This is a genomic window from Luteimonas yanweni, from assembly GCF_039548475.1.
Classification (GTDB): domain Bacteria; phylum Pseudomonadota; class Gammaproteobacteria; order Xanthomonadales; family Xanthomonadaceae; genus Luteimonas.
Map to the genome: position 1 here is coordinate 1 of NZ_JBCLVC010000008.1, position 16,630 is coordinate 16,630.

The following is a 16,630-nucleotide window of genomic DNA, read 5'->3' on the forward strand; positions in this document are numbered from 1 at the left end:
CCCCCCCCCCCCCCACCCCCCCCCCCCCCCCCCCCCCCCCCCCCCCCCCCCCCCCCCCCCCCCCCCCCCCCCCCCCCCCCCCCCCCCCCCCCCCCCCCCCCCCCCCCCCGGGCCCGGACCTTCTTGGCGGTCGGGGGAGGAGGGCAGCGCGCATCCCGACGGAGCGGCTCCCGACCCGAACTATCTCGTCATCACCCGGAGATAGGCTTCGATCAGAACGCCGCGGCGTAGCCGGAGGCGGCGACGGTTTTTTGCAGGGCTTCGGCCACGCGGATGTTGCCGGCCACCACCTGGCGGCTGTTCATCGCGATGTGCAAGGGGCCCATCGCGGCACCCTTGTAGTCGGTGACCTTGCCGCCGGCCTCGCGCACCATCAGGATGCCCGCGGCGATGTCCCAGGCCTGCACGCCGGCTTCGAAATAGCCGTCGGTGCGGCCGGCGGCGACGTAGGCCAGGTCGAGCGCGGCCGAACCCGTGCGGCGCACGTCTTCCGCCACCGACAGCACCTGGCGCATGCAATCGAACTGCGCCGCCGCGCGGGCGCGCTCGCGCGGATGGAAGCCGGTGCTGATGGTGGTGCCGGCCAGGTCCTTGCGATCGGCCACGCGGATGCGTTTCTCGTTGAGCTGGGCGCCGCCACCGCGGCTGGCGGTGAACAGTTCATTGCGCAGCGGGTCGAAGATCACCCCGTGCAGCGGCTCGGCACCCTCGCACAGCGCGATCGAAACGCACCAGTGCGGGAAGCCGCGCAGGTAGTTGCTGGTGCCGTCCAGCGGGTCGATGACCCAGGTGTAGCGGCTGGCGCCCTGGCTGCCCTTCTGCGCGCCGTATTCCTCGCCCAGGACAGCGTATTCGGGATAGGCGCGGCGCAGTTCCTTGACCACGGCGACTTCGGCCAGGCGATCGACTTCGCTGGCGTAGTCCATGCGGTCCTTCTCGACGACGTTGATCGCATCGAGCTTGTGCATGTGCCGCAGGAGGATGTTGCCACCGGCGCGGGCCGCCTTGACCATGATGTTGACGGCAGGTTGTAGCATCGCAGGCGGACTCCGGCGTGGTTGGAAGCGGCAGGGGAAAAGAACAGTCGGCTCAGGGCCGCCGCACAGTTTACCATTCGCGCCCATGAACACCGCGAACACGGCGCATCCCGAAGGCGAGATCCGCATCGTCCTGGTCGGCACCCAGCACCCCGGCAACATCGGCTCGGCCGCGCGCGCCATCAAGACCATGGGGCTGCGGCGGCTGGTACTGGTCGCTCCGGAGCGCTATCCGCACGCCGACGCCGTGGCCATGGCCGCGGGCGCCGATGACGTGCTCGACTCGGCCGGCATCGTCGGCAGCCTGGCCGAAGCCGTGTCGGATTGCGCCCTGGTGATCGGCTGCACGGCGCGCAGCCGGCGGATCCAGCTCGAGGAACTGTCGCCGCGCGCGGGCGCCGCGCGGCTGCTCGATGCCCAGGCCGGCGGGGCGGAGGTGGCCCTGGTGTTCGGCCGCGAACGCACGGGCCTGGACAACGACGAACTGCAGCTGTGCCACGCCGCGGTGCACATCCCCGCCAATCCCGATTACAGCTCGCTCAACCTGGCCGCGGCCGTGCAGGTGCTGGCCTATGAACTGCGCGTGGCGACCTTGCAGCGCGGCGCGCCGTCCGCTGGCGTGGCTGGCGGCCATGGCGACGGCAGCGGCGAGGGCGGCGGTGACGGCCGGGCGAGGCGCGATCCCCTTGCCAGTCATGCGCAGCTGGAAGGGTTCTTCGGCCAGCTTGGCGACACGCTGGACGCGATCGACTTCCACAAGGGCCGCGCGCCGCAGTCCGCGTTGCGCAAGCTGCGCCGGATTTTCCTTCGCTGCGGCATGGACGAGCGCGAGGTGCGCCTGCTGCGCGGCGTGCTGGCCGATGCGCAGCGCATGGCGCGACTGGCGCGCGGGACCGGCGGCGGGGAGCCGTAAAAGTGTGCCTGCGATCATGTTTTCAGCTACGCTGCGCCATTGTCTGCACGCAGGGCTCCTCCGGAATCCCGATGTCCCGCCGTCTTCGCCAGCTGTTGGCCGCGATGGCCGCATCGCTCGCCCTGTGCGCCCCGGTCGCGGCCAGCGAGCCCGGCGTGCTGGTGCTCGGGCGCATCAGCGACGACCCGGCCGCGCACTATGACCAGCTCAAGCCGCTGCTCGATTACGTCGTGGCGCGGATGGACGATGTCGGCATCCGCGAGGGCCGCATACTCATGGCGCGGGACGCGAAGCAGATGGAGAGCTACCTGCGTCGCGGCCGCGTGGACTGGGTGACCGAGACCTCGGCCGGTGCCATGGCGCTGGAAGCGCGCGCCGGCGCACGCGCGATCCTCCTGACCGAGCGCGGCGGGCAAGACGCCTATCACACGGTCTTCTTCGCCCGCCGCGACAGCGGCATCGACGACCTCGACGACCTGCGCGGGCGCAGCGTCGCGTTCCAGAACCCCAGCTCCACCAGCGCGTACTACGTCCCGGCGATGGAGGTGATCTCGCTGGGCATGCCGATGGAGATCCTGCTGTCGCCGTTCGACCGCCCGGCCGAGGGCTCGGTCGGCTACCTTTTCGCGCGCTCCGAGTTCAACATCTCCACCTGGGTGCACAAGGGCCTGGTGGACGCGGGTGCGTTCAGCAACATCGACTTCCGGAACATGCCCGAGAGCTACCGTCGGGACCTCGTGGCCTTCCACGCCAGCGGGGACTACCCGCGGGCGCTGGAAGTGGTGCGCGGCGACCTCCCGCCTGCCGTCGTCGCACGCCTGGACGAGGTGCTGGCCGACGCCGCCAACGATCCCGCCGCCAGCGAAGCCCTGCAGCGCTTCTTCGGCACCACGCGGTTCGTGCCGATCGACGCACGCACGCGCGACTCCCTGGACATGCTCCGTTCGGGCGTGGCCCGCGTCGCCCAGGTGCTGGAATGAAGCCCCGCAACAACGGGCTGTACACGCGCTTCCTGGCGGCCCTGGGGCTGGCGCTGCTGGTGGTGCTCGCGGTGGTAGTGATGCTGCTGCATCGCCAGGACGTGATGCGCAGCGAAGTCCTCGAGCTCGGCAAGGAGTCGATGCACTCGCTGGCCTTCGACAGGCTGGCCGAGCGCTCCGAGGCCGCCGCGGTCGAGCTCGCCACCGGACTGGTCAATCCGCTGTACTACTTCGACCTGGACGAGATCGGCGTGCTGCTGCGCGCCGTGCTCAAGCAGCCCGATGTCGCCTATGCCGTGGTCTACGACAACGAAGGCACGCTGATCCACGACGGTTCGCGTGACATCCGCAGCTATGGCCAGGTGATGGACGACGCGATGGCCTTCGAGGCGGTGACCGCGCGCGCGCCGCACATCCAGGCCAGCGATTCGGTGCTGGACGTGGCGGTGCCGCTGCATATCGGTGACGTCCGCCTGGGCGGCCTGCGGGTGGGCTACTCGCTGGCATCGGTCAAGGCCGACGAGCAGCGCGCCGTGGCCGGCATGGGCGAGCGGCTGGCGGTCATCGGCCAGCGGCACGCGGGCTGGATCGCGACGCTGATGGCGGGCCTGGTGCTGCTGGCCGTGGGCCTGGGCATCCTGGTCCAGCGCACGCTGATGCGCCCGGTGCGCCAGCTGGCGGACGCCGCGCGCGAGATCGAAGGCGGCAACTTCGTCGCCGAGCTGCCCGACAGCAAGCGCGCCGACGAGGTCGGCGACCTGGTGCGCGCCTTCGGCAACATGCGCGAAAGTATCGCCCGGCACGACCGCGACATGCGGCGCGTGGCCTATACCGACGCGCTGACGGGGCTGGCCAACCGGCTTTCGTTCCGCGAGTCGCTCGACCGCAGGCTGATGGAACTGCACGGGGCCGGCCACCAGCTGGCGCTGCTGTTCGCCGACATCGACGACTTCAAGCGCGTCAACGACACCCTGGGCCACGACGCCGGCGACGAGGTGCTGGTGCAGTTCGCGAACCGCATCCGCGAGACGGTCGATCGGCTGGGCGGCGAGGGCGCGCTGCTGGCACGCTTCGGCGGCGACGAGTTCGTGATCCTGGTGGAATCGCCGGGCAGCGATGCCGGCGGCATGCGCGAAATGGCCAGCCGCCTGGCCGAGAGCCTGGTGGGCGAACTCAGCCGGCCGATCGTGGTCGGCGGGCGCCAGGTCTTCCTGGGGACCTCGATCGGGATCACGCTGTTCCCCGACGACGCCGCCGGCGCGACCATGCTGATGAAGAACGGCGACATCGCCATGTACCAGGCAAAGGTCGCCGGCAAGAATTGCCATCGCTTCTACAGCCGGGCGATGGACCAGGCCGTCGAGCGCCGCGTGAGCATGGAGCAGGACCTGCGCGGGGCCTGGGAGCGCGGTGAACTCAGCCTGGCCTACCAGCCGGTCTACCGGCTCGAGGACCGGCGCCTGGTCGGTGCCGAGGCGCTTCTGCGCTGGCAGCATCCCGAGAGCGGCATGGTCGCGCCCTCGGTGTTCATCGACGTGGCCGAACAGAGCGGCCTGATCGAGACCATCGGCCCACAGGTCCTGCGCCTGGCGTGCAAGGACGCGATGCAGTGGCGCCGCGACTTCCCGGACAGCGAGTTGTTCGTTTCGGTGAACGTCTCGCCGCGGCAGCTGCGCAACGGCGACCTCGCCGCGCTGGTTGAGCAGACCCTGGCCGAAACCGGCCTGCCGGCCGAGGGCCTGCACGTCGAGCTGACCGAGACTGCCGTGATCGGCGACGAACTGCGCGTCAGCAGCCTGCTCGCGCGCCTTCGCGACGCCGGCGTCAAAGTCTGGCTGGACGACTTCGGCACCGGTTTCTCCGGGCTGAGCCACCTGCGCCGGGTGCCGGTGGATGGCGTCAAGATCGACCGCAGCTTCATCGCCGACGTCCTCCGCGACCCGGACGACCTGGCACTGACCACGGCGATCATCGCCATGGCGCATTCGCTGGGCATCACCGTGGTCGCCGAAGGCGTGGAGAAGGAAGGCCAGTACGACGTGCTGCGCGAGCGCGGCTGCGACCTCGCCCAGGGCTACTGGCTGGGTTATCCCATGAACCTGCACGACTTCCGCGGCCTGCTGGCCTGAACGACGGGCTCTACAGCAGGCGGTCGACCCATTCGCCGGCCAGCGCCGCGAGCGTGCCGCCGGTGATCCCGAAGAACGCGATCGCCGCCAGGCCCGCGCCCCAGGCGACCAGCATCAGCGCGCCGTCGCGCTCGAGCAGGGCCAACGCGTAGGCCAGCAGCAGGACCCCGAACACATAGTTGGTGAACGGGATCGGCAGCGCCAGCAGCACCCCCAGCAGGACCAGCAACAGGCCGGTGACCGCCGTTGCCGCCGGATGGTCGATCATGCCGGGGAGGCGCGGTCGGACCACCCGCTCCAGGCGCTTGAGCCACGGTGATATGCGCTGTTCGAAGCGCGCCAGGGTGCCGCGCCTGGGGCCGCGGTCGGCGACCATGCGCGGCAGCCAGGGCCGGCGCATGCACAGCAGCAGCTGCACCCCGATCAGGCTCACCAGTGGCCCGCTGAGCGCACCGGCCACGCCGGGGATCGGCAGGAAGGCGGGCAGGGTGGCGATGAACAGCAGCATGCCGAACAGGCTGCCGCCCAGGCCTTCGGTCACCGAGCGCAGGGTGACCACGTCGTCGGCCGGGCCGGCAGCCAGGGCCGCCAGCACCGCGCGCGCGGTGGCCCGCGGCGGATCGGACTCAGCCATCGCCGGGCGGGTTGCCCGCGACCCGCTGCAGCAGCAGCTTGTCGATGCGCGGACCGTCCAGGTCGACCACCTCGATGCGCCAGCCGGCCCACTCGAAGTGCTCGCCGGCGCTGGGGATGCGCCCGAAGTGGGCGATGGTCATGCCGGCGGCGGTGTTGTAGTCGTGCTCGTCGGCGTGCGGGAGCGGCTTGCCGTCGAGCAGTTCGCGCAGCGAATCGGCGCCCAGCGCGCCGTCCACCAGCAGCGAGCCGTCGTCGCGCGCCACCACCAGCGGATGCGAATCCGCGCCTTCGCCGCTGGAGGTGCGGCCGATGACCGCCTCGAGCACGTCGTTGACGCTGATGATGCCGGTCACGTCGCCGTATTCGTCGACCACAAGGGCCAGCGACTGCTGCTCCTCGCGCAGGATCTCGATCAGCTTCATCGCCGGCGTTGATTCCGAGACGAACAGCGGCTCGCGCAGCTGCTCGAACAGGTTGAACTCGCCCTCCTGGAAGCGGTCGATCAGCGACTTGACCTCCAGGATCCCGACGACTTCGTCGTCGCTGCCGGCGTACACGGGATAGCGCGAGAACGGCGTCTCGCGCATGGTCGCAAGGTTGTCCTCGAAGCTCTCCGAGGCGTCGAGCCACGCGATGCGCGTGCGCGGCGTCATCAGGCTGTGCGCGTCGCGGTCGCCCAGGTGCAGCACCCGGTTCATCATGTTTCGTTCGTCGGCGTCGATCACGCCCTGGGCGTGGCCCTCGCTGACCAGCATGCGGATCTCCTCTTCGGAGATCGCGTTGCGCTCGTCGTCCTTGATGCCGAGCATGCGCAGCACCGTGCGGTTGATCGCGCCCAGGGCCAAGACCACCGGCTTGGCGACGGTGGCCAGCGCCTCCAGCGGCAGCGCGACGGCGCTGGCGATGGTTTCGGCGTTGGTCAGGGCCAGGCGCTTGGGGATCAGCTCGCCGAAGATCACGGTGCCGGCGGTGATCAGCCCGACCGCGGTGCCGATGCCGATCGGGCGCGCGTATTCGGCCGCCGAAGGCACCATGCCGTCGATCCAGCCGGCGACCTGCAGGCCGATGGCCTCGCCGCCGAACAGGCCGGTGAGCACGCCGATCAGGGTGATGCCGATCTGGACGGTGGACAGAAGGTTGTCCGGGTGCTCGGCCAGCTTCAGCGCGGCGCGCGCACCGCGGCTGGTCTCCGCCAGCTGCCGGAGGCGCGAGGTCCGCGCGGTCACCAGCGCCATTTCGGACATGGCGAAGAACCCGTTCAGGGCGATCAACGCGGCGACGATGAGGAGCTCGATCATTGCGGCATCCCCGGCGGTCGGGGGCGGGGGCGATCGGCGTTGCGGTGGCCTGGCAGCGCGGCGGGGCAGGGGCGCGGGCAGCGCTGCGGGGGTCTAGGGTCGTCGTCCATGGGGGTCCGTGAAACAGGGTGCGCCAGGCGCACGCGGCGATCATAGCAGGCACCCTGCCGGCCGGGCGGGCGCCGCCGGGTGGGCGCCGCCGGGGTGGGCGTATTGTCACGATGCGGTCATAATTCCGCGTCCGCCGGCCACGCGCGGACCCCGCATTCCCCGACGAGGCGACGCGCCCATGTTTTCCCTGCAGACCATGTTCGGCCAAGGCAAGCAGTTCTACACGCTGCTCGAGGAGGCCGCGCAGGCCGCACAGGACGCCGCCGTGGCGCTCCACCAGATGCTGCGCGAGGCCGACCGCCAGCCCGCGCTGGACGCCTTCAAGCTGGCCCGCCTGCGCGAGCGCGAGGCCTCCAACAAGATCAGCCAGGCGCTGGTGGACAGCTTCATCACGCCCATCGAGCGCGAGGACATCGAGGCCCTGGGGTCGGCGCTGTACAAGATCCCCAAGCAGATCGAGAAGTTCGCCGACCGCTATTCGCTGGCGACCGCGCACCTGGAGCACATCGACTTCGCGCCGCGGGCGGCCATGCTGGAGCAGGCCTCCGGGGTGGTGGTGAAGATGGTGAAGCAGCTGCGCCACCTCAAGCTCGAGCCGATGAAGGCCCTCAACGACGAGCTGCGCTCGATCGAGAACGAGGCCGACCGCCTGATGCTCGAACTGTACCGCGACATCTACTCGGGCAAGCTGGAAGCCCGCGAGATGTTCCTGCTCAAGGAGTTCTTCGAGATCCTCGAGAAGGCCATCGACCGCTGCCGCGAGGCGGGCGTGGTGGCCTACGAAATCGTGCTGAAGAACAGCTGAGGCCGGACCCATGCTCACCCTGGTGCTGATCGTCATCCTGGTGGCGCTCGCGTTCGAATACATCAACGGGTTCCACGACACGGCGAACTCCATCGCCACCGTGGTCGCCACCAAGGTGCTCTCGCCGATGCAGGCGGTAGGCCTGGCGGCAAGCATGAACCTGATCGGTGCGCTCGCCGGCACCGCGGTGGCGAAGACGATCGCTTCGGGGCTGATCGACGCCGGCGTGGTCGAGGTCGGTTCGCAGCTGATCCTGTGCGCGCTCATGGGCGGCATCACCTGGAACCTGATCACCTGGTGGTTCGGGCTGCCGTCCTCGTCCTCGCACGCGCTGATCGGCGGGCTGATCGGCGCGGCGCTGGCGGCCACCAGCAACAACTGGGACTCGATCATCTGGTCTGAGCCGGCGGAGCCTGTCTACCGCAGCGCCGGCGTGCTGTGGAAGGTGATCGTGCCGATGGTGAGTTCGCCGGTGCTGGGCTTCACCGCCGGCTTCCTGATGATGGGCGTGCTGTTTTTCGTGATCTCGATGATGGCGCGCAGCGGCGGCTGGCTTGCCAGGATCGCGCGGCCGCGCTGGGTGAACGGCTTTTTCGGCAAGGCGCAGATCGTGAGCGCCGCCGGCATGGGCTTCGCGCACGGCATGAACGACGCCCAGAAGACCATGGGCATCATCGCGCTGGCGCTGGTCAGCGCACAGTCGGCGGGCACGCTTGACGCGCTGCCCGGCTGGCTCGCCTTCCTGCATCCGTCCGAAAGCGCGCTGGCCGAGGGCGACATCGACCTCTGGATCAAGTTCACCTGCGCGCTGGTGATGGCCGCGGGCACCGCCGCTGGCGGCTGGCGGATCATCAAGACCCTGGGCCACAAGCTGGTCAAGCTGCATCCGATCCACGGCTTCGCGGCTGAAACCAGCGCCGCCTCGGTGATCCTGGCGGCATCCTCGCTGGGCATCCCGGTGTCCACGACCCACAACATCTCGACCGCGATCATGGGCGTGGGCACGGCCAAGCGGCTCAATGCCATCAAGTGGACCGTGGTCGAGAAGATGATCGGCGCGTGGATCCTGACCATCCCGATGTCGGGTGGCATCGCCTATGGTCTCTACCGGCTGCTGGGCTGGTTCGGCTGGCTGTAGGAGCCGCTACAGCAGGTCGCCGTCGGCACTGAGCAGGCGCTCCAGGCGGTCGCCCATGCCGCCGATCTCCAGCACCAGGCGTCCGAGTTCGGCCGCGTCCAGGCCCTCGTAGGGGCGGTTCTCGCACAGCTGCAGGTAGGGCACGTCGTCCAGCTTGCCGATGGCGAGATAGCCCACGCGGCTGTCCCAGTTGAAGGCGAGCGCGCGGCGCGCGTCGACGCCGGTGATCGGCGCCACTGCAGTGCTCACGCGCAGGTAGCAGCGCCGGTCGTCGTCGTGGAGTTCGGAGAGGAAGATCGCCTGGTGGCGGCGGCCACCGTCGAGGCTGAGCTCGACGCCGATCACGAAGGTTTCGTCGACGGTGGTCCGGAAGCCGTCCACTGCCAGCTGGCGGCGGACCTGTTCGAAGTTCTGCATGCGGGCTCCCGCGGGGGCGGACGGGATGGCTATCCTAGCGCAATGGCGCTTCCGGACCCGGCCCAACGCATCCTCGCAGCCGTCCGCGCGATCCCGCGCGGCGAGGTCGCGGGTTACGGCGAGGTTGCGCGCCGCGCAGGGCTGCCGGGGCGCGCGCGCTGGGTGGCGAAGCTCCTGGCCGGCAGCGACGATCCCGCGCTGCCGTGGCACAGGGTGCTGCGCAGCGATGGGCGGATCGCGTTCCCGGAGGGCTCGGCGGCGTGGGAAGAGCAGGTGCGGCGCCTGCGCGCCGACGGCGTGCCGGTCAACGCCGGGCGCGCCTGCGCGTCGGCGCGCAGGGAGACTTCGCTGGACGCGGAGGTCTGGGGGCCCGGCTAGCGGCCTCCGGCGGCCGGGCCGGACGATGTAAACGCTATCATTGCCGGTGCCCGCGCAAGGACCCCGAATGCTCACCAACCTGCCGCCCGTCACCAAGGGCCTGCTGATCGCCAATGCCGGCGTCTTCCTGCTCCAGAGCCTGCTCGGGAGCGCGGCCTTTGCGTCGCTGATGCTGTGGCCGCCAGGGGTGGACGCGTTCATGAGGATGGCCGGCGTGCCGGGCTTCTGGCCCTGGCAGCTTGTCACCTACGGCTTCCTGCACGGCGACCTGGCGCACCTGCTGTTCAACATGCTTGCCCTGGTGATGTTCGGAGCGCAGCTTGAATACACCTGGGGCCCCAGGCGCTTCCTCACCTATTTCCTGGTCTGCGTGGTCGGCGCCGGGCTGTGCCAGCTCGGCATCGTGAGCTGGACGCTGGCCCAGGGCGGCCAGCCCTATCCGACGCTGGGTGCCTCGGGTGGCGTGTTCGGCCTGCTGCTGGCCTACGGCATGCTGTTCCCGCACCAGCGGGTCATGCTGCTGATCCCGCCGATCCCGATGAAGGCGCGCACGCTCGCCATCGTCTTCGGCGTGATCACGCTGGTGATGGGCATCACCGGCCGGCAGCCGAACGTGGCCCACTTCGCGCACCTGGGCGGCATGCTGTTCGGCTGGCTGCTGATCCGCTACTGGCGCGGCCAGCCGCCCTTCGGTCGCGGCCCGCGCCGCGGGCCCCCGGCGCGGCGCTTCTGAACCACCTGCGCGCCGCGCCCCCTGGGCCGCGGGCGCCGTGACGCCGGCCGGCGTCAGCGCCAGACGCCGACGCGCTCGTCCTCTTTGCGGACCATGGCGTTGCCTGCCTTGCAGCTCCAGGTCGTGGCGAACCCGGGCAGGTTCGACAGGGGACCATTGATCCGCCACTTGCCGGGCGCCTGCACGGCAGTGCCGGCGCGCTGCTCGGCGACCGCGGGCGACACCTGCTCGCTCCACACCCCGGCCCACGCGTTGAAGAAGGCCTTCCTGCCGTCCTCGCCGGCCTCGGGCAGGGCATGGCTGAAGGCGTCCCAGGCGATCTCGACCGCGGCGACGTCGGCGGCATTCTCGTCGGCGGTCCGGGTGCCGTCGAGCTTGCGCCCGGCAAGGCCCGGATAGTCGTAGTTCCCGTACTGCGCCGCAAGCACGTTGAGGCGGTCGGTCCAGGCGGCCACCGTTCCGGGCGTCCACCAGTCGCGCATCTCGCCGCGCGAATCGACGCGCCGGCCCCTGCCGTCCACGGCGTGGCTGATCTCGTGCGCGACCAGGGCACCGAACGCGCCATAGTGCGCGGCGCCGTCAAGCGACATGTCCAGCACGGGAGGTTGCAGCATCGCGGCCGACACCAGCAGGCGGTTGTGGGCGGCGTCGTAGGCCAGCGCCGGCTCATGCGGCAGCACCGGCCAGCGGCGCTGGGCGTTGCCGCGGCCGATGCGCCGCATCTCCTCGCGGTGGTGCCAGGTGGAGGCGATCAGCATGTTGCCGCCGAAGCTGCCGCGGCCCATGGGCTGCACGGTGTAGTCGATGTTGCGCACCGGCGCGCCGATCTCGATGCCGAGGGCCTTGACCTTGGCGGCCGCCTCGGCGCGGGTGGCATCGTCCATCCACGGCGCGCGTTCGACCGCGCGCATGAGGGCGTCGCGAACCTCCGCGGCCACCGCTTCGGCGCGGCTGCGGCTGGCCGGCGGAAGGTAGCGGGCGACGTACTCGCGCGCGACCATCTGGCCGGCGGCGTGGTTGATCGCCTGCAGCACCAGCTGTTCGCGCGACGGCTGCGCGGCCTCGCCCCGAAGCACGCGGCCGCGGAAGTCGAAGGCCGCGTCGCGGAAGCCGCTGGACAGGTAGGGCGCCATCGCATCGCCGACGTGGAAGCGCAGGTAGGTCTTCCACTGCGCCGGCTTGAGGCTGCCGACGATGCCGTCGAGGGCGGTGAAGAGTTCGGGGTTGGCGATCGAGACGCTGTCGTCGGCCACGCCCTGGGCGGCCAGGAACTCGGACAGCCGCAGGCGCTTGTACGCCTTGTCCAGGCCTTCTGTGGGCACCAGCGCATAGTTCTGGCGAGGGTCGCGCAGCGAGGCCACCGGCAGCGATGCGCGTGCAATGCGCGTCTCGATGTCGATGACCGCCTGCGCTTCGGTCGCGAGGTCGGCCTCGGCGGTCCCGGTCAGCGCCAGGATCTTCTGTACGTAGCTGTTGTACAGGCCGAGCAGGGCGCGGGAGTCCGCGTCCTCGCGCGTGTAGTACGCGGGATCGGGCAGGCCGGTGCCGCCCTGGGCGAAGTAGCCGATGTGGCGGTCCAGGTCAGCCAGGTCGAGGTCGGCGCTGAAGTTGAACACCACCGGGACCCCGACCTGGTGCAGGGCGGCGATCGCAGGCGGGATGTCCTTCGCGCGCTTGATGCCGTTGATGCGGTCGAGCAGGGGCGCGATGGGCCGGGCGCCGTCGGCTTCCACCGCCGCCTGGTCAAGGCCGCTCGCCCAGAAGTCGCCGAGCAGCGCCTGCACGGGGCCCTGGGGGGCGTTCATCGCCGTTGACAGGAGTTCGCGCTGCTGTTCGAGCACGCGCGCCTGGAGCTGGCCAAGCGCGGACACCGCGCCGGCGTCCGGCACAGGGTTGGCGGCAAGCCAGGCCTGGTTGGCGAAGGCATCGAAGTCGCCGCAGGCGGTGGGGCCTGCGGGCGCGCGCGCGGCGCGGCGCTGTGCTTCGGCATCGGGGGACGCCAGGCCGATGAGGAGGCTGGCGGTGAGCGCGAAGGCGAGCGGGGCGTACTTGGGCATCGTGGAGTCCGGCAGAAGGGCGCGGGCAGTCTAGCAAGCGGACGTACGCGGGAAGCGCCACGAAAAAGGCCCGGCATGGGCCGGGCCTCGTTCGTGGTGCTGCCGTCGCGTTTACCAGATCACGACCTGGGACTCGCCTTCGCGGACCATCGCGCTGCCCGGGGTGCACTGGAACGCCGCGGCGAAGGCCGGCAGGTTCGAGGGCGCGCCGATCGCGCGGAAGTTGGCCGGGGCGTGCGGATCGGTGGCGATGCGCACCTTCAGCTCCTCGTCGGTGAAGTTGCGGCGCCACACCGTGGCCCAGTTGGCGAAGAAGCGCTGGTCGCGGGACAGGCCCTCGATCATCGGGTCCTCGCTGCCGGCGGTGGCCTTCTTCATCGCGTCGTAGGCCGTGGCCAGGCCGCCGAGGTCGGCGATGTTCTCGCCCAGCGTGAGCTTGCCGTTGACGTGCAGGCCGGGCGCGGCCTCGTAGGCGTTGAACTGGGCGATCAGCTTGTCGGTGCGTCCCAGGAAGCCCTTGGCATCGGCCTCGGTCCACCAGTTCTGGAACTTGCCGCTCGCGTCGAAGCGGCTGCCCTGGTCGTCGTAGCCGTGGGTCATCTCATGCCCGATCACCGCGCCGATGCCGCCGTAGTTCAGCGGATCGTCGGCCTCGGCGTCGAAGAACGGCGGCTGCAGGATCGCGGCCGGGAACACGATCTCGTTGGCCAGCGGGTTGTAGTAGGCGTTGACCATCTGCGGCGGCATCGCCCATTCAGTCTTGTCGACCGGCTTGCCGATCTTGCCCAGCATCCACTTGTAGTTGAACTCGTTGGCGGCCAGCACGTTGCCGATGTAGCTGTCGCGCGCGGTCTCGAGGCCCGACCAGTCGCGCCACTTGTCCGGGTAGCCGATCTTGGGCGTGAAGCTGGCCCACTTCTCCATCGCTTTCGTCTTGGTCTCGTCGGACATCCAGTCGAGGTTCTCGATGCGCAGCTTCAGCGCCTCGCCCAGGTTGGCGACCAGGGTTTCCATCCGCTCCTTGGCTTCCGGCGAGAACGCGACGTCGACGTACATCTGCCCCAGGGCCTCGCCGGTCTGCTGGCCGATGGTGTCGAGCACGCGCTTGCCGCGCTCCTTCATTTCCTTCTGCCCGCGCATGGTGGCGGAGTAGAAGTTGAAGTTCTCTTCGGCGAAGGCGTCGGCGAGGTAGGGCGAGGCGCTGTCGACGGTGTGGAAGCGCAGGTAGGACTGCCAGGTCGCGGGGGCGACGTCGGCGATCATGCTGCTGACTTCGGAATGGAACTCCGGGATCGCGAGCGAGAACTTCTCCGGGATCGCCAGGCCCTGGGATTCGAAGAACGTGGTCCAGGCAAAGTCCGGTGCCAGCGCGTCGGCATCCGCCGGGCTGACCGGGTTGTAGAACAGGCCGACGTCGCGCGACATTTCCTCGCTCGACTTGGAGACCTTGGCCAGGCGGCTCTCGAACGCGACCACGTCGGCGGCCTGGGTGGCGGCGTCGGCGGCCGGCACGCCGGACAGCTCGAGCACCTTGGCGACGTGCGCCTGGTAGGCCTCGAGCTTGTCCTTCTTGTCTGCGTCGAAGTAATAGGTCTTGTCGGGCAGGCCCAGGCCGGCGGGGAACGCGTAGGCGATGTTCATGGACGAGTCCATGAAGTCGGCCTCGGGGCCGAAGCCGAACACGGTGAACTGGCCCTTGGCCGCGCTGCTGCGCAGGTAGTCGGCGATCGACGCCGGGGCATCCAGCGCGGCGATGGCCGCCAGCTCGGATTCCAGCGGCGCGATGCCCTGTGCGTTGATCGCCTCGGCGTCGAGGCCGGTCGACCAGATGTCGCCGACGATCTTGTTGACGCCGGTCGCGCCCTCGACCGCCGCGGCCTGGTCGGCCAGCTGGCGCTGGATCGCCTGCGAACGCTCGTCCAGCATCTCGAACGCGCCCCACGACGTGCGGTCGCCGGGGACCGGGTTGGCCGCGAGCCAGGTTCCGTTGACGTACGCGCCGAAGTCCGTGCAGGCGTTGCCGTTGGCGTCGAAGTCGCTCGCCTTGAAGCTGTTGACGCCGGGCAGCGTGGATTCGTCGAGGGTGAACGCCGCGGCGGCTGCGGGCGGAGCGTCGACGGCCGCGGTTTCGGTCGCGGCGTCACGCTGGCAACCGGCCACCGCGGTGGCGACGGCCAGCGACAGAAGCAGGAACTTGGGTGCGGACTTGGAAAAATGGCTCACGGCGAACTCCGCCCTGGTGGGCATGGGTGATGGGATGGATCGGCCACGCGGGCGGGCCGGATGCCGAATCTACGCCTGCGTCGCTGTTGCCGGGGGTGCAGAAGGTCATGACGGGCTTTCGCGGTCGTGGCCGCTTCCACTGATGTGGTCCTCCCACATTCATGTTTCTGCCGTATGATGTGGGGGTTGGCGCACGGCAGTCCGTTATCCGGTCATTGCCCAGCCGCGGTCGCCCCAGGCACCCCGGCCCTTTAACTCCCGCACGTCTCTCGTCGCGCAGACACGGCCCGGACATCTCCGACAGCCGTCAAATCCATTGCCCGCCGCGCGGTTCACGGAAAGCGCCGGGCAAGCTGCGAACCAGGAGTTCAAATCCATGTCCGATACCCGGACCTTCGAGACCCTCGGGCTCTCGTCCGCGCTGCTGCGCGCGCTCGATTCGAGCGGCTACACCATTCCCACCCCGATCCAGGCGCAGGCGATCCCGTTCGTGCTCGCCGGGCACGACGTACTCGGCGCCGCCCAGACCGGCACCGGCAAGACCGCCGCGTTCGGCCTGCCGCTGCTGCAGCGCCTGGCCAAGGAAACCCCGCCCAAGGGGCCGCGCAAGCCGCGTGCCCTGGTGCTGGTGCCGACCCGCGAGCTTGCGGTGCAGGTCGCCGACAGCCTGAAGGAGTACGGCCGCCACCTGCGCATGAACGTCACCACCATCTTCGGTGGCGCCGGCATGCAGCCGCAGATCGACAACCTGCGCCGCGGCGTCGACATCCTGGTCGCCTGCCCGGGGCGCCTGCTCGACCACATGGAGAACGGCCACGCGAAGCTCGACGCGGTGGAGGTGCTGGTGCTGGACGAAGCCGACCGCATGCTCGACATGGGCTTCCTGCCGTCGATCAAGCGCATCCTGGCGCGCGTGCCGAAGCAGCGCCAGACGCTGCTGTTCTCGGCCACCTTCGAACCGCGCATCAAGGCGCTGGCGCTTGACTACATGCAGTCGCCGAAGCAGGTCGAAGTGGCGAACCGCACCACCATCGCCGACACCATCGTGCATCGCGCGCATCCGGTCGATTCCGGCAGCAAGCGCGACCTGCTGATCGACATCCTCGCCGCCCGGCACACCGAGCGGGTGCTGGTGTTCGGCAAGACCAAGCACGGCTGCAACCGCCTCGCCGAGCAGCTCGAGACCGCCGGCCTGCCGGCCGTCGCGATCCACGGCAACAAGAGCCAGGCGCAGCGGCAGAAGGCGCTGGACGCGTTCAAGGCCGGGCGGGCCAGGATCCTGGTCGCGACCGACGTCGCCGCGCGCGGCCTGGACATCCCCAACCTGCCGCTGGTGATCAACCACGACCTGCCGATGGTGGCCGAGGATTATGTGCACCGCATCGGCCGCACCGGTCGCGCCGGCGCGACCGGCGAGGCGCTGTCGCTGGTGTCGCCGGAAGAGGGCGCGCTGCTGAACCAGATCCAGAAGATGCTCAAGGCCGAGATCCAGATGGACGTGGTGGCCGGCTACGAGCCGAGCCGTCCGATCCGCCTGGATGCGCCGATGCCGCCGCAGGGCGGCCGCGGCCAGCGCCAGGGCGCGCCGCGTCCCGGCGGCCAGCGTCCGCCGCGGGCCCCGGGCGCCAAGCCCGGCCACCGCCAGGGCGGCCACGGCAAGGCGCAGCCGGTGGCGGCGCATGCCCATGCCGGCCCCAAGGCGCCGGGCAGCCGCGGTCGCGGCGGGCGTGGCCGGGGCGGCAGCAGGAGCGGTTCGAGCGCCTGAGCGCCTGCGC

The 16,630-nt window shown here is 70.2% G+C and carries 12 protein-coding genes and 3 pseudogenes; 9 read left to right on the forward strand and 6 right to left on the reverse strand.

Annotated elements, in window-relative coordinates; translation table 11 throughout:
- Positions 1 to 212 precede the first annotated feature (212 nt).
- Positions 213 to 1,037 (reverse strand): inositol monophosphatase family protein, encoded by an 825-nt coding sequence (locus tag WCE39_RS04095; RefSeq protein ID WP_343275438.1) that lies wholly within the window; start codon positions 1,035 to 1,037, stop codon positions 213 to 215.
- A 121-nt stretch (positions 1,038 to 1,158) separates the two neighbouring features.
- Here WCE39_RS04095 and WCE39_RS04100 point away from each other — a divergent pair.
- The 4 genes and pseudogenes from WCE39_RS04100 to WCE39_RS14280 all read left to right on the forward strand — a co-directional run.
- Positions 1,159 to 1,950, forward strand: a pseudogene (locus WCE39_RS04100) (RNA methyltransferase); the annotation flags it as partial.
- Between the two features lie 71 nt (positions 1,951 to 2,021).
- Positions 2,022 to 2,930, forward strand: a complete 909-nt coding sequence (locus WCE39_RS04105; protein ID WP_449283966.1) for a phosphate/phosphite/phosphonate ABC transporter substrate-binding protein — start codon at positions 2,022 to 2,024, stop codon at positions 2,928 to 2,930.
- Positions 2,931 to 3,529: 599 nt separating this feature from the next.
- Positions 3,530 to 4,243: pseudogene (locus WCE39_RS14275) on the forward strand (diguanylate cyclase domain-containing protein); the annotation flags it as partial.
- 75 nt (positions 4,244 to 4,318) lie between these two features.
- Positions 4,319 to 5,059 (forward strand): annotated as a pseudogene (locus WCE39_RS14280) (putative bifunctional diguanylate cyclase/phosphodiesterase); the annotation flags it as partial.
- A 10-nt stretch (positions 5,060 to 5,069) separates the two neighbouring features.
- Here WCE39_RS14280 and WCE39_RS04115 read toward each other — a convergent pair.
- Both WCE39_RS04115 and WCE39_RS04120 read right to left on the reverse strand, forming a co-directional pair.
- Positions 5,070 to 5,693 (reverse strand): exopolysaccharide biosynthesis protein, encoded by a 624-nt coding sequence (locus WCE39_RS04115; protein WP_343275441.1) that lies wholly within the window; start codon positions 5,691 to 5,693, stop codon positions 5,070 to 5,072.
- The gene (locus tag WCE39_RS04120) at positions 5,686 to 6,993 is read right to left on the reverse strand and encodes a hemolysin family protein (RefSeq protein ID WP_343275442.1); all 1,308 of its coding nucleotides are present in this window, start codon (positions 6,991 to 6,993) and stop codon (positions 5,686 to 5,688) included. Before WCE39_RS04120 ends, WCE39_RS04115 begins: the two co-directional genes overlap by 8 nt.
- Positions 6,994 to 7,282: 289 nt before the next feature.
- Between WCE39_RS04120 and WCE39_RS04125 the strand changes: the two genes are divergently transcribed.
- Both WCE39_RS04125 and WCE39_RS04130 read left to right on the forward strand, forming a co-directional pair.
- Entirely contained in the window at positions 7,283 to 7,909 is a 627-nt protein-coding gene (locus WCE39_RS04125) for a DUF47 domain-containing protein (protein ID WP_343275443.1), read from the forward strand.
- Between the two features lie 10 nt (positions 7,910 to 7,919).
- Complete coding sequence (locus WCE39_RS04130; RefSeq protein ID WP_343275444.1) at positions 7,920 to 9,047, forward strand: inorganic phosphate transporter; 1,128 nt, start codon at positions 7,920 to 7,922, stop codon at positions 9,045 to 9,047.
- A gap of 6 nt (positions 9,048 to 9,053) precedes the next feature.
- Here WCE39_RS04130 and WCE39_RS04135 read toward each other — a convergent pair whose 3' ends face one another.
- Positions 9,054 to 9,464 (reverse strand): hypothetical protein, encoded by a 411-nt coding sequence (locus tag WCE39_RS04135; protein WP_343275445.1) that lies wholly within the window; start codon positions 9,462 to 9,464, stop codon positions 9,054 to 9,056.
- Between the two features lie 42 nt (positions 9,465 to 9,506).
- Here WCE39_RS04135 and WCE39_RS04140 point away from each other — a divergent pair, with 42 nt between their 5' ends.
- On the forward strand, positions 9,507 to 9,842 hold the full coding sequence (locus tag WCE39_RS04140) for an MGMT family protein (RefSeq protein WP_343275446.1): 336 nt from the start codon (positions 9,507 to 9,509) through the stop codon (positions 9,840 to 9,842).
- A gap of 67 nt (positions 9,843 to 9,909) precedes the next feature.
- On the forward strand, positions 9,910 to 10,575 hold the full coding sequence (locus WCE39_RS04145) for a rhomboid family intramembrane serine protease (RefSeq protein WP_343275447.1): 666 nt from the start codon (positions 9,910 to 9,912) through the stop codon (positions 10,573 to 10,575).
- A 53-nt stretch (positions 10,576 to 10,628) separates the two neighbouring features.
- Here WCE39_RS04145 and WCE39_RS04150 read toward each other — a convergent pair whose 3' ends face one another.
- Entirely contained in the window at positions 10,629 to 12,632 is a 2,004-nt protein-coding gene (locus WCE39_RS04150) for a M13 family metallopeptidase (protein WP_343275448.1), read from the reverse strand.
- A gap of 111 nt (positions 12,633 to 12,743) precedes the next feature.
- The gene (locus tag WCE39_RS04155) at positions 12,744 to 14,822 is read right to left on the reverse strand and encodes a M13 family metallopeptidase (protein ID WP_343275954.1); all 2,079 of its coding nucleotides are present in this window, start codon (positions 14,820 to 14,822) and stop codon (positions 12,744 to 12,746) included.
- A 409-nt stretch (positions 14,823 to 15,231) separates the two neighbouring features.
- On the opposite strand from WCE39_RS04155, the gene WCE39_RS04160 reads away from it, so the two are divergent.
- Complete coding sequence (locus tag WCE39_RS04160) at positions 15,232 to 16,620, forward strand: DEAD/DEAH box helicase (RefSeq protein ID WP_343275449.1); 1,389 nt, start codon at positions 15,232 to 15,234, stop codon at positions 16,618 to 16,620.
- The last annotated feature ends 10 nt before the right edge of the window (positions 16,621 to 16,630 follow it).

Coding starts and splice junctions, on each gene's coding strand:
- WCE39_RS04095 (WP_343275438.1), bottom strand. CDS start 1,037: ATGCTACAACCTGCCGTCAACATCATGGTCAAGGCGGCCCGCGCCGGT.
- WCE39_RS04105 (WP_449283966.1), top strand. CDS start 2,022: ATGTCCCGCCGTCTTCGCCAGCTGTTGGCCGCGATGGCCGCATCGCTC.
- WCE39_RS04115 (WP_343275441.1), bottom strand. CDS start 5,693: ATGGCTGAGTCCGATCCGCCGCGGGCCACCGCGCGCGCGGTGCTGGCG.
- WCE39_RS04120 (WP_343275442.1), bottom strand. CDS start 6,993: ATGATCGAGCTCCTCATCGTCGCCGCGTTGATCGCCCTGAACGGGTTC.
- WCE39_RS04125 (WP_343275443.1), top strand. CDS start 7,283: ATGTTTTCCCTGCAGACCATGTTCGGCCAAGGCAAGCAGTTCTACACG.
- WCE39_RS04130 (WP_343275444.1), top strand. CDS start 7,920: ATGCTCACCCTGGTGCTGATCGTCATCCTGGTGGCGCTCGCGTTCGAA.
- WCE39_RS04135 (WP_343275445.1), bottom strand. CDS start 9,464: ATGCAGAACTTCGAACAGGTCCGCCGCCAGCTGGCAGTGGACGGCTTC.
- WCE39_RS04140 (WP_343275446.1), top strand. CDS start 9,507: ATGGCGCTTCCGGACCCGGCCCAACGCATCCTCGCAGCCGTCCGCGCG.
- WCE39_RS04145 (WP_343275447.1), top strand. CDS start 9,910: ATGCTCACCAACCTGCCGCCCGTCACCAAGGGCCTGCTGATCGCCAAT.
- WCE39_RS04150 (WP_343275448.1), bottom strand. CDS start 12,632: ATGCCCAAGTACGCCCCGCTCGCCTTCGCGCTCACCGCCAGCCTCCTC.
- WCE39_RS04160 (WP_343275449.1), top strand. CDS start 15,232: ATGTCCGATACCCGGACCTTCGAGACCCTCGGGCTCTCGTCCGCGCTG.